Annotated in this window: 8 protein-coding genes; 4 read left to right on the top strand and 4 right to left on the bottom strand. The window is 40.8% G+C overall.

The window, feature by feature from the left end; all coding sequences use genetic code 11:
- Nucleotides 1-34 precede the first annotated feature (34 nt).
- From K8P02_RS20985 to K8P02_RS20970, 4 genes are all read right to left on the bottom strand, one after another.
- Complete coding sequence (locus K8P02_RS20985) at nucleotides 35-3076, bottom strand: endo-1,4-beta-xylanase (protein WP_002559052.1); 3042 nt, start codon at nucleotides 3074-3076, stop codon at nucleotides 35-37.
- Between the two features lie 305 nt (nucleotides 3077-3381).
- Entirely contained in the window at nucleotides 3382-5214 is a 1833-nt protein-coding gene (locus K8P02_RS20980; protein WP_221651166.1) for a rhamnogalacturonan lyase family protein, read from the bottom strand.
- Entirely contained in the window at nucleotides 5207-7960 is a 2754-nt protein-coding gene (locus K8P02_RS20975) for an alpha-L-rhamnosidase (RefSeq protein ID WP_223381783.1), read from the bottom strand. Before K8P02_RS20975 ends, K8P02_RS20980 begins: the two co-directional genes overlap by 8 nt.
- 87 nt (nucleotides 7961-8047) lie before the next feature.
- Nucleotides 8048-10576, bottom strand: a complete 2529-nt coding sequence (locus K8P02_RS20970) for a glycoside hydrolase family 88 protein (RefSeq protein ID WP_223381781.1) — start codon at nucleotides 10574-10576, stop codon at nucleotides 8048-8050.
- Between the two features lie 359 nt (nucleotides 10577-10935).
- Here K8P02_RS20970 and K8P02_RS20965 point away from each other — a divergent pair, with 359 nt between their 5' ends.
- From K8P02_RS20965 to K8P02_RS20950, 4 genes are all read left to right on the top strand, one after another.
- Nucleotides 10936-12180: a hypothetical protein gene (locus K8P02_RS20965; RefSeq protein ID WP_223381779.1), complete on the top strand. Its 1245-nt coding sequence runs from the start codon at nucleotides 10936-10938 to the stop codon at nucleotides 12178-12180.
- A gap of 6 nt (nucleotides 12181-12186) precedes the next feature.
- Nucleotides 12187-13179 (top strand): RHS repeat-associated core domain-containing protein, encoded by a 993-nt coding sequence (locus tag K8P02_RS20960; protein WP_223381777.1) that lies wholly within the window; start codon nucleotides 12187-12189, stop codon nucleotides 13177-13179.
- 19 nt (nucleotides 13180-13198) lie between these two features.
- Nucleotides 13199-13393, top strand: a complete 195-nt coding sequence (locus K8P02_RS20955) for a hypothetical protein (RefSeq protein ID WP_223381776.1) — start codon at nucleotides 13199-13201, stop codon at nucleotides 13391-13393.
- Nucleotides 13394-13492: 99 nt separating this feature from the next.
- The gene (locus K8P02_RS20950) at nucleotides 13493-13708 is read left to right on the top strand and encodes a hypothetical protein (protein ID WP_002559045.1); all 216 of its coding nucleotides are present in this window, start codon (nucleotides 13493-13495) and stop codon (nucleotides 13706-13708) included.
- Nucleotides 13709-13938: the final 230 nt, after the last annotated feature.

The raw sequence follows: 13938 nt of genomic DNA, 5'->3' as shown, positions 1-13938 counted from the left end.
TATAATTCATAGGATTCACGTTAATTATGGTATGCTATTTATACGTTTTGATAGTTTCTATACTACCATCATCATAAAATCTCCTTTCGATCCTAAAACCTGTAGGAGAAGTCATTTCTTGTCCCATTATATTATAATAAACAGTGCGTAACAACCTTGCTGATGGCTTGCCATCTGTCTTTGGGCTTTCAAGACCTGTGGACAGTTGTTCCACTGCCTTTCGCAGTTGCGCATGTACATTATAATAAGCAGGCTTTGCTTTCAGTTCATGATTGAATAAAAGTGGAGCATTCTTTCTCCAAGAGTGGTTATCCGAAATACCCCAAACCAACATCGAGGAACAATTTTCATTCCTTAAAAATATTCTTGTAATTGCACCATATTCTTTCGCTTGTCTCTCGAGTGCATCCTCCGCTGTAGGATCAGCAAGGGCAATATCCAACTCTGTAATGATACACTTAAGCCCAAGATTGTCATAACGGCGGATATTCTTTTCCAATTTCATGGTATCAAGTTCACCTGTAGTGAAGTGGCACTGCAAACCACACCCTTCGATGGCCAAACCTGATTCTTTCAAGCGCTTAACAAGGTTGTAATAAGCTTCCGTCTTTGTTTTTCCTACCATCTCTGCCCCATACTCGTTGATATACAACTTAGCATCGGGATCAGCCTGATGTGCCCAAACGAAAGCTGAGTCAATAAACTCTTCACCGATATAAGTAGCCCAGATAGAGGGACGAAGTTTATAGGCTGTAGGATCAGAACGAACAATTGACTGGTCATCATCGAGTACCTCGTTGCATACGTCCCATTCCGTAATCTTACCTTTATATCTGCCAACAACATTGAATATATGATTTTTCAAGATATCCAAAAGTTGACGTTTGGAGAAATTGTTATTATTCTTCTTTCCATCCGAACTTACCCACGATGGAACCTGCTGATGCCATGCCAAGGTATGACCACGTACCACCTGCTCGTATCTGTCTGAAAGCCATAGAATGGCATCAGAACCTCCGTAATTGAATTCACCTTGGTTAGGTTCAGTGGCATCAAATTTCATCTCATTTTCACCAACAATCATATTGAATTCCTCCCCCACAAGACCAATCTCACCGTTAGTCTGGCTGAAATCATATCGATAACTGGCAGCTGCCACACCAATATTTTTTCCTAATTTCTCAGCATAGAAACGAAGTGAGGTAGTCATATCCATATCCTCAACCCAGTCGTCATCAGGATAAACAGTCTCCCCATCATCTGGTTCGTCATCGTCCTCCTGATCACCTTGACCACTATAGGCGAGCGATGTCACTTTGGCCACTACGCAGAAACGACCGTCTTCTGCTTCTCGTTCATCCACTACCCATGTATAAGACTTGGGATAACGGATGTCGAAATCCCAACTATCCACATCCTCCTTCATAGCTGAAAGCAAGACAATCTCATCACCCACATGCAGTTCGGCATCTTCTGTCAACGCTATCTTCAAACGAGGCTGCTTATCAGAGGTTTCAAAGTCTTCAGTTATCGTACTAAAGACAAGTGTACCTTTGATGTCAATCGCCGAAAAGTTTTTCGCATCTTTAATATATGCAATAATATTGGCTTCGGGATGCAAAGTTACTTTCACTGCCAACGCTGCTTTAGTATAGTCCGCAAAAGTGAGTGTACCCAACGCTTGGTCAAGTGTAAACGGGTCTCCCCCCGTCAATGTGCCATACACCTCTGTAGCGGCAGCAATATTCCCATTTCCACAGAGTGTAGCCCTATGATATACCATCACAGTACTACTATTACCAGTCGCACCCGATAAATTCTCTTGTAAAGCCACTTCTTTGTCATTTGCAACTATGATACCACCTTGAAGAACGCACAATCCTCCGTTGATATCGTTCTCGTTGCCTGTCAGATAATAATTACCAATACCTTCCTTGAGGATACCCACTTTGTTACCCGATGCTTGAGGGGCAATCAGACTGCCCAACACGCCATCAGTACCTTTGCCTCCAATGACATAATAAGAATTGGCTGTACCTTTTTTATAATACCCTCCCAACCAAGAGTTTTTACTACTGTGGATTTCACCGATACGGACGCCACGCGTACCAGACTCCAATGCCAACATCGTACCGTCTCTCATGATGAGAGTCTTGTCGGCAAGAAGATTATTGCAATTCGATGCAGCCAGATTATCGGGTTGAAAAGTACCACTACTCATAACCAGCCCATAAAATCCACAACTGCTATTCACATCTTTATAAGGATAGAGTTCGATACTTCCTTTAAAACCACTCCAATCCGGCGTAGTGGTTCCTTTACTGGCAGAGGTTCCCAAATACGAACGTTCACCTCCAGCATGTATTTTGAGCGTGCCTTCACCTGCCAACTTACCCGTCCATTCCGAATAGCGTGAGGTTAGCACATTGGCAATTTGTCCCGCAGAGATATAGATATTGTCAGAAATATTCCTATAGGAAGAAGCTGTGTTGTCCACACAATAATCGAAGGTACCATTATCTTCCACAGACACAAAATCATCATAGGTCCCAACCAATTGTATATCATCAATGTAAAAATCCGAATTGGCGTGATGGATGCCCAAGCGAAGTTTGTCGGAGACATTGTCAGGAGACAATCCCTTCATCGTATAAGTTTTCACTTGCCATTCGTTGTTATTACCCTGTTGGGGATAGCCTTCGTCACGATATACTTCCGTGTCACCTATAAAAGCTGCAAACTGCTTCCAATTGTCGATGTCGGTGGCACTGCGATACAAGCGATAACGTATGGAACCATAACGATCCGTTAATTCGTTGCCACGCAATGTACTGTTGATTATAAACTCAGGATGGCATCCCCAATCTTTCAACACGATATGGAGAACTTTGTTATCAGGGTTTGTTGGATCAGCTTCTACTATGGCAGTCGAAGTGATAGATCCACCGTTACTCTGCCATAGTTTCCATTCCGTTCCAATGGGATAATTCTCGAAATCGCACACTGTAAGGGGAGTGGCAACAGATACTACAGCCATTGTAGCTGTAAGCAAAAAAGCACAAATTTTCTTTTTCATCCTTAAATAATATATCGTTAAAAATTTGATTTACCATATAGGTTGATTCATGCAGTACATGCTACTGAAGCATATATTTTATAAATTTTGTTCAGTATTATTTTAAAGTTATCATCGAGGACTTTTTACATTTCCAAGAAGAAGGATAGCGCACTATCTGACAAATAAAAACAGAAAAATGGCCCAAAAATAAACTCTAAATAAATCGAGAAATACTTTTAAGAGGAAGATTAAAACAGACTCTCAACTTCGTGGTATATTCCTTCAAAGCATCACTGCAAATATTCTTAGTTTATGTGACTCAATTATTCTCCAAGAAAATAAGAGGTTACCGGTGCCTGCGGATATCCCATACTGCGATGAGCCACATAGCTACGATAGAGTGGATCCTGCATAAGCGTAATACGACGATCCTTTGCCGGAATAACAGTATGGTAAATGCGTAACTCTCCCGGAAGTGCAGTAATTAGCTCTTCACGCCAATCTCCTTCCATATCGGCCATCATCAGAATATCTCCCTCAACACCTTTGGTCAGCTCTTCGCCTTTCCACTTCCAGATACTCTGTTTCTTACCATTGGAAGAAGAGCCTGCTCCCCAACGATTATCATCGCCACGAAAGGTTTCACGAAGCAGATCGGCATCCCACCAAATCCAATTACGACAACCCGGAACCTCTTCACGGGTTACATTCAGTTTCTTTCCGTCTGAAGTCAACAAATACTTATCAGTACTCCCTCCTTTGCGGTCTTCACTGGCAAAGCACTCTAAACCGGGATATTCCGGATCAAAATCGGCTACCATACCATCACCTACGTGGTAAGTTGTATGCCCAATGTCCCATATTAATTCTCCGGTACGGGCACTCACAACAGATACCCCACGTCCATCTTCTTTTTTGGGTTCACTCACCATGAATACCTGTAATCCTTCCATATCCGGATGTAATTTACACAAATAGGCCTTATCGCTATGTCCTAATCCCGATGACCAGAGTAAAGTCCCATTATCATCAAGCATACAAGAACCCAGCAGTATCTCATCACGCCCATCACCGTCTACATCTCCCGTCACCATACTATGAGCTCCCATACTACGCACAACCGGATTTTCTTCGTCTCCATCCCAACGCCACATACGTTGTAGCTTACCTTCTTTTAATTGCCAGGCGTCTACCACCATCAACTTATAAGTACCACGGGCAGCGAGTATACAAGGTGTTTTCCCATCCAGATAAGCCACTCCCATCTGGTTGCGGTTCTGTCGGATCAGATTGCCATAACGATCATTCCGTTCGGGCCAGTCCACACGATCAATCTCTTTACCGGTCATTCCGTCCAGCACAGACAGATATTCACTACCACCACAAACACGTCCTTTCTCATTTTTTACAAAATCAGAACCGGCTGTTTTTATAGCAATTTCAGCTTTACCATCCCCATTAAAATCATAAACGATAAAAGGAGAATACCAGATACCAGGCTCAATACCAGGGCCCATATCATAGGTCCAAAGCCAGGTACCATCATTCAGATAGGCAGATATCTTATACGTTTTTCCGGTAGTATCTCCCGGCATACCCGGATCTACATTGGTTTCAGGTGTACGGATAATGTAATCATAAGCACCATCGCCATTCAAATCGGCTAAAGCTACTTTACCAGCCTTCGCATTATCTTTCAGCCGGATAGAAGTATAATTAGTACATTTCCCGGCTTCAATCTCTACTCTTTCGGATGCAACAGGTGTAAGCCCTTTTACCACGGGAACTACCCAATAAACCGCCTTTTCCTGTACAGGAGCATTATCAATAAAGTCGCAGGTTTGCATCACAGGTTTATTAGTGAGACGGCGTTTCTTGCCATTTACTTCCCGATAAACATGAAAGGCGGTAGCAGGAGTATCTGTATTCAATAACCGCCAACTAAGGTAAACCCCTTTCCCATCCTGGGAAGGAGCGGCATAAAGTCCGCGATTCAAATGTTCCGTAATCCGCTCTTTAGCAAAACCCTCAACCAGTGGTTTGGGCTCATGCCGCGGATCAAGTATCTCATACATATATTGCCGCTCGCGAGGGTCCTGTGCATAAACAGCAACTACAGCAGACAAAAAAAGTATCAAAGCAAAATATTTATTCATAATAGAAAGTTCCTTTCTTCATTGGAATTACTTTTACCGGGCCAATCAATCCACTTGACACAGGTTCCCAGTTTCCATATCCCGTTTTTTTATAATCCAGGCTTACAATATTGGCATCTTTAAAAATACGCCAGGGTATTTCTCTCCGGTCCATATCCGCAATGCGATTGGCAGGTAAGTTAGTTACTTCTACCTCCAGTATATTTTCACCGAGACGAAGATATTTACCTACCAGACAACGATAAGGAACTGACCACAATGTAGCAACGTCCTTTCCATTAATACGAACACGAGCGCTCTCACGCACATCACCCAAATCGAGTCTCCATTCAGGAATAGAAAGATCGTTCAGGTTAAATTTGAATGAATAAGAGGCTGTTCCCATTGTATTCTTTACTTCTGCTACCGGAAGTTCAGTCCATGAGCCCAGCGTTACCGAATCAGGAGCAGCCGAAACAGCCGGAATACTTTCTACGAAACGAAAGCCCCATTTACCCGTCAAAGTCAATCCATCGGCTTTTGGCTCGTAATATCCCCATGCAGAAGCCTGTACATCGGCATTCGTAAACGTTTTCAGCAATATTGATTCCCCGGATGCTACCTGCAAATACACCTCTGTACGTCCATCCTTCTGACGCAAAAGAGCTTTTCCACTCTCTCCGTTCACAGGATTATAGATCAGGACAGATGCAGCCTGAACTCCCAAAGGTATCCATCCTTCCGTATCTTCTCCTTTCAGGGCAGAAATAAAATAATGATATCCATCTTCGTTTGTACGACGGATACAACTCAAACCATAAGCTGTTTTCATCCTTTCGGGTTGTACACCTGTTTCCGCCAATGTGTGGTCATAATCCGTTCCAAACAAAATACGCCCTTTCCGTAATTTGTCTTTTTGTGCCATCAATTTCTTAAAAGCAGCACGACGTTCATTCAACCGGTCATATCCTGGAACATCTTCCGGATATTGTTCCAGAAATACAATAGTAGCTCCCTCATCTGCCAACCGGAATAATTTGGCAAGTACATCATCCGGCATCAGTCTCGCGCCCGGAATGAGTAACGCCTGATACACGGTACCTCCGGAGGTAACTAATTTCCCACCCATACAAGTAAGACAGCGTATGAAATTATCGGAAATATAATCCAAATCATAACCTGCATTATAAATACGATGAACTGCATCGATAAAACGGGGCGCACGCTTTGCCATTTTATGAATATCAAACATCAAGAGACGTCCGTCCTGCTCCTGCCACATATCATATACAGGCAGATATACCAGAAAATCATTATCAGATTTCCCCATCTGCAGAAAGCTCTGACAACGGGTTATATAATCAAAAAATGCCGGAGCATCCCGCCAGATATTATTTGTAGGGCTCATATCAACGGAAGCATAGAACTTCCATCCCGGCCATACAGCCTCAACAGGCGAATAAGTGGTCCCATGAAAATAGGTGTGATTTACCCCTGAGATAAACATCAGATCAATATCGGGCTTACACTGAGAAAGCGACGTACGAAAATGTTCCGTCAGCCAGGTGAATGTTTCAGACGAAGTAAATGGTTTACCGGCAATATGAGCAGCCGAAGAAGCATATTTCAGCATCGACAAGTCTGAATCGTTAGGACGTGTTAATGAATCACGGCGTAAACCACGGATTCCAAAATCAGAAATACCGAAACCCTCGCATTCGGGAACATCTACAGTAGTATACAGATCTATCAGATTACCAGGTGAGCCATGTACTTGATTACGTGTTTTGGAACCGTGTGAATGCGCCCATTCTGTCCATTGTCGGGTAAAGTTCTCTAAAAGTAATTCGGCAATCGTCTCCCGGTAGTCGGAAATAATCCGGGAAACCATATCCGTACGTTTATCCGACAAAAATTCCGGAAGATGTTCTTCCAGTTTATATCCGCGGCGTGTGGCAAATTCGTCAAAAAGATTTTCAGTCCAATCTGCCTTATAGACTTCGTAAGAATCATTGAAGAAGTTATGCGGATAAGGTGCTCCTGATGCTTCAAAGGCACGTTCAAAACGATTCAGATAATTTTTCACAGCCCGGCCGGACAAATGATCCATCACGTATCCCTCTCCTCCGGGAGCAGCGCGCTTCACTTTCTGGAATGTCTTTCCGCAAAAGGCAGCTATCAATTGCCAGTTTCCTTTGGGAGCTTTCCATTGCAAAATACCGTCTTTCACTTTAGACGTCAGGTTTATGCATTTCCCTTTATCAGAAAAAGCCATCAAACGGCTTAGCTTAGCATAGGCACGTTGCTTCTCGTCAGCAACTTCTATTTTCTCTTTCAGTTGTTCACCACCCTGCAATGTATATTCCGATACGAAAAGCTTGCAGGCAGCGTCTTCTATGGTTACCTCAGGGCCTCCGAAAGGCCACCCGGTACCAGTATTCATATCAATCTGCATACCCAGGCGATTCGCTTCACCCTCAGTATATTGCAGCATCTCCATCCAATGAGAAGAAAGAAATGGAATATCATTTTCATCATTTCCTTTTACTCCATAGATAGGAGTTATCTCCATCGTTCCCATTCCCGCTTTCGCATAAGCATTCAGATTATGAGTCAGATTTTCTTTATCTACGGCGCTTCCCATCCACCACCAACGGGCAGCTGGTTTCGATTCAGTGGTTATCTCCGGCCAACTTATTGTTTGTGCCGCTGCAAAAGGGCACAATAACCAAGCCAGTAACACTATTCTTATTTTTTTATCCATCATCCTAAGTAATACATTACAATTAAATGATTATTTAGCGGGTATTATTTATACTAATTTTAAATCAGTACTCATCATTATTTTTATCACCTACTCTCCCAGTTCGATACATCCCATGATAAAAGGACCCGTAGCTTTGGCATCGTTATCACGCATTTTCTCACCGATATAATATTCAAAACTACCATCCCGGTACGGATGTCCTCCCAGACCACCTACCTGACAACAACGCGTCAACGTAAGTGTACCATCAGGATTCTCAATAAGCAGTTTGTCTTTCAATCCCTTAAAAGCTTTCTCCGCTACCTCTCTGTATTTCGCATCAATATATCCTTTATTTACCGCTTTTGCATAAGCATACATACACTGTGAAGTTACAGATGCTTCCGGAAAATTGCCTTCACGCTTCGGCTGATCAATCACTTGGTACCACAAGCCGGCCTTATCCTGGTATTTAGGAAGTGTATCGGCAAGCCCTTGTATCCAGCTTATCATATCGGCACGTCCAGGATGATTCTCCGGAATATAGTCCAGAGCATCCACCAAAGCCATAAACCACCAGCCGATACTGCGCCCCCAGAAGTTAGGTGAATGTCCCGTTTCCGGATCTGCCCAACGCTGGCTTTTACTCTCGTCCCAAGCATGATGATACAAACCCGTTTTAGCATCATAAGTATGCTTGTGACAAAGTGTAAATTGTTTCACTGCCTCATCTATCCACATCGGTTGATTGAACTCCGCCCCATATTGTGCCAGAAAAGGTGAAGCCATATACAAACCATCCAACCATATTTGGTGCTGATAAATCAATTTATGCCAATATGCACCCTCCAGTGTACGGGGATGGTTCTTCAACTGTTTTATTAAAAGGTCCATTGCCATTTTATACTTTTCCTTACCCGTCTCACGATAAAGATCAAATAGCACTTTACCCGAATTAATATAATCAATGTTGTAGGTGGACACATCATACAGATGGATTTGCCCTGCTTCATTTATCAGCGAGTCCGCCCACGCCTCTACATAATCAAAATAACGCTTCTCACCTGTCTGTTTCCACATTTTTAGCATAGCGCAACAACCTACTCCCTGTGCATAGCCAAAAAACAAACGCTTTCCATGATCCAGTTGATAAGCCTTCGGAAACCGGCGCATCTCAGAATCAGCAAACCAGCGGGCATACGTATCCGGAGCAAAATGATCCGTACGGAAAGGTACGGCCGGGAAACCGGCTTTATTATAAAGATTCACACGGAAAAAGTTTCCGTAACCATAACGCACGGCTGTAGGCTGAGGAACCTCAGGAGCATAGAGTTCTACCTTATTCCCCTGGATCATTGCCGTTGCCGGATAAAAACGAGCATCTGGACCAGAAATAAAGAAACCTTTTACAGGAGTATCATCAGGGGTCTGCAATCCACTTTCTGCATAATCAAAAGTAAGTGTAACTTTTCCCCCTTTCACTTTCATATTCTTATAAAGCGGACCGGAATAAGCCCCCTTTTTACCATATTGTTTAGCCAAAGCCCAAGCTGCCAGACGTTCCCCTGTCACCTTTTTATTACGCGGATGAATATCGGTAGAATCAGCAGCATCTGTAATTACCGCCATACCCACATTGCGCAAACCACTCTGCCAGGTATTCAATTGTGCTTCACGAATGCCAGCAGGTTGTTTATAATGTGGAGCAATCTGCACAAAATAGAAAGGCATATCGGCCTGTCCCCATTCCTTACGCCAACTATTGATAAGGTTTGTAAATACCTCCTGATACTTTTCATAACGAATGGAATTAGATTCTCCCTGATACCAGATATTCCCTTTTATTGTATAACCCAGAATCGGAGCAATCATACCATTCCACAAGGTAGCCGGTACTTTACATTTATCTTTTTCACGTTTCACGTTTTGCACAGCAAAATCTTCCAGAACATCAGAATATAATGGGTTATTTTTCATAACCTCCATCTTCGTCCATGACTCAGCATGTGTACCTCCCCAGGTAGACTGGATCAACCCAACCGGAATTTGTAATTCTTTATAAAGTTTACGCCCGAATGTGAATCCAACAGCCGAGAAATCTTTTAAATTCTCCGGATTACAAATCACCCACTGCCCTACACAATCCTCTTTTTCATCCTCAGGCGCAAGTTGGTGCTCTACATGAAAAAGTCGAATAGAAGGATAATCAGCATCTTTCATCTCTTCCGCTTCATTTATCATCCCCGTTTTCCATTTAACTTTAGGATCACGTGCCACCGGAAACTCCATATTAGACTGTCCCGTACAAAGCCATACTTCACCTATTAATATATTATGTATGATAATCGTGTTTTCTCCTTTTACAATCAGTGTCTGATTATCCATCACCCCAGGAGTTTTCAACTGTAGCTTCCAATGTCCGTCAGCAGATGTCTGCACCGCATAATTTCTTTTATCCCAAGAAGGAGAAACAGTCACCTGTTCACCCGGACGGGCTTTTCCCCAGATATTCACCTGAGTTTTTTGTTGCAACACCATGTTGTCTGAGAAAATAGAAGGAAGCATTACTTTACCTTGTACCGGAAACGAAACAACATATAAGAATAGAAGTATAAAGTACCAAAACTGCTTTTTCATGTGCTTTTGATAGTTTAAGAAAATTAATAGATTTATTGATGATGCAAAAATAGGCAGAATCATCCAAAGCATTGATCTGTTTTTTGACTGTAATCTTAACCTTTTTGTCGTTTCATATCAAAAATCACTTGTTCGTAGAATATCTCTGTTACATATTCATTTTTCTATAAATCAACCGATAGGCTTTATTTAAAAGCCAAAAAAAGTTAAAGACCACAAGAAATCTAAGTAAATAAAGTTACCTTTGAAAAATCCTTAAAACAAATGCTATGATTAAGGTGGTTTTACATAAAATAATTTATTGGAGTATAATATTAATCCCAATACTCCGAGCAAATTCTTTGTTCGCCCAAGTTCCAGTGATATCAATTCCTCAACCGGCAGAAATAGGTCGTTTCGATAACTTCCACCAAACTTCTCCACAAAAAACACCTGGCATATCATCTTCTCGTGACGCCTTGATTCAAAGGCAAAATGAGGCCATCATACGTGAGGTAAAAGAAAACGAACGTAGAAGAGCAGCCATCAACCGCCAATATGCTATTCAGAAATACATGAAATCCAACTCAATCCCTTTACCGGATTTTTCCTCAACTCCCGGTTCAGAATGTTTTCAAAGTGCCCGTGAAGAGATACTTGAAATGCTTGAAGGCAAAAAGAAGATGAGTCTGAAAAGAGCCGTATTCGTGACGGAAAACGCTTTTTTCGGGAATAAAATGAAATATGAAGAGTTTGATGCAGCCATTCTGAATTTAAAGCACATTTGTCTGCTGAAAATGCAGGAAGAAAAATTAGATAAGAATGACGGGTTAGCAAAGTTAATGATGATCTTTCGTATTCTGTCGGAAGTTATTGAAGTCAAAGAACCCGGTAGTGAAAAAACAATCATTCATCACCCGATGAAATATGATTTTGAAGATTATCGCGCAGATGTTAACACCAGTAATTACATGGTATCAAAGCTTTTAGCCCAAAACACTGGACAGTGCCATTCCATGCCTTTATTGTTTTTGATTCTTGCCGAAGAGTTGGAAACAGAAGCTTTCTGGTGTTTTTCACCGAGCCACTCTTTTATAAAATTCCAAGACAAGCAAAACCGTTGGTATAATATAGAGCTAACTCAAGGTGCTGTTGTCACAGATGATTTCTATATGAATAGCGGTTTCATTAAATCCAAAGCTATACAGACAGGTATTTATCTGAATCCACGGACTATGAAACAGACCATTGCCCATATGCTCAATGACTTGTCTGCTTATTACATTTCCCGTTATGGCTATGATCATTTTATAGAAGAAAACAGCAATTTAGTTTTGCGCTATTCCCCTTCTGATTTAACGGCTTATCAACATTACGCAAACACCTGTACTGTACAAACTCTATATGTTATTGATGCTTGCGGCAGACCTCCCAAAGAACAGCTTCCGGAATATCCACAGGCACACCGTTTATTTAAAAAGATGCTTCAATCCTATGAGAAAATAGACAGCCTGGGTTATGAAGAAATGCCGGCCGAGATATATCATAATTGGTTGAAGCAAGTTGATAAAGCCAAAACATTACCGGAAAACCAACCTTCACCAATCATTCAAATCAAAAACTAGATGTGTATGAAACGAATTAGTACTTTACTACTGTTCCTGCTCACATTACTGACAGGATATGCACAAAACCCTTTTGCCACTTACGGCTACAAGCCCCAAATGGCTACTTTAAGTAATGGGCGTTTTGACGAATTTCATGACAAGGATCAGATTATAGAAATTGGCTCTGTCAAGTTTGATACAAAAACAAATAAAATAGTAGGACCGGCTGAATCTGATACTTTAGATACCGTTATGGATATTCAAACGGTCAGCCGGTTTATTTCGATCGATCCTCATGCAGAAAGGTATTATTCAATTAGTCCATATGCATACTGCAACAATAATCCGGTAAACTGTATTGATCCCGACGGAAGAGACTGGTATCGCCATAATGAGACTGGAAACTATTATTGGCAGGAGGGACACGACGAATTGGAAGGTTATACGAATATTGGAGCCTCTGTGTCTATTCAATTAGGTGAAGATTCGTACTTCAATGCCTACCAAAACGCAGGTATAATGGCCAATCAAGCAGTAAGTGCCTTTAGCTTAATCTCCTCCAGTGGTAAATTACAGAACCAGTTTTTAGGAAAGAATAGTCCTTTATCGGAGAATTCTAAATCAGAATTGTTCAATGCATTGAATAGTCGTAACGTAGATGAAATTGCAAGGCCGATAGGGGAAACCGTCACATATTTATTAACTGGTGAAGCTGCTGGAATATTTGCAGGAAAAGCTATTTCTTGGGGAATAGGAAAAATTGCGGGGCACTTCTTTTCTAACACAAATAAAGTAGCAGATGCTGTAAATCTGGCAAAACAATGGTTAGGCATAGATGCAAAAGTCATACAAAACGCCAAAGGGGATTATGTTTTCATATCGAAAGACGGATTAAGAAAAATACGTTTTGATATCAATTCTCCACATGGGGATGCTCCCCATATTCATTTAGAAATCTTAAAAAATGGAAAATGGAAAAATGCAATACCAAGAACTCATCGTATATATCCTCAATAAATTTAATAAAATTAAAAAAATGAAAGCTATTTATAATAACATGAGATTTATCATTAAAAATGATTTCCCAGAAATAGGGGCATATTTATATGTTTTTGAAAAAGGTAAATGCATCGCAGATTACTTACAGGATGATAGTTTATCATGTAAAGAAGTTGCACTAGAGGAATATGGAGTTCCTATGGATATTTGGCAAGAAAGTGAAGATGATTAAAATTCAAGATATTTTCTTCGTGTAGATAGATAAAGTTAGAGTAGTTGCATACTGTTCAAATGTGGAAAAATGGAAAAGTCTATAAATTAGAAGTACTTTATGACAAAGCAACAAATACAATCTGGCATTTTAAATATAAATAACAATATGATGTCAAAGAACAACAACGTGCTAAATTTATATCAATTAATAGATCTCTATTTAGCAAAAAGAATAAATGAAACTGAATTTTGTGATAAGTTTTTTAAGGTGTATGATATGACAATTGATGCAAATGATTTAAATAATATCGAAAAAAAGTATTTGATAATTTAAATAAATTAGTAGGTGATTTTCTAGAATATAAAGACAAGTATCCTCATATTATAAACGATGGTCTTAAACGAAAATTAAAACAAGGAGTTAAAGATGCAAAGCTTATTTTAAGAGAACAGGATATTTATGAAAATAATGATAAACGTAGGTTGTATTGGTTGATTTATCAATACATAAATGGATACATTGATGAATCATTTTTTTGCAATGAATTTTATTATGCTTATGAT

This window comes from Bacteroides nordii, from assembly GCF_019930665.1.
Lineage (GTDB): Bacteria > Bacteroidota > Bacteroidia > Bacteroidales > Bacteroidaceae > Bacteroides > Bacteroides nordii.
The sequence above is the reverse complement of the archived record's forward strand: the minus strand, read 5'-3'. Positions and strand labels throughout refer to the sequence as shown.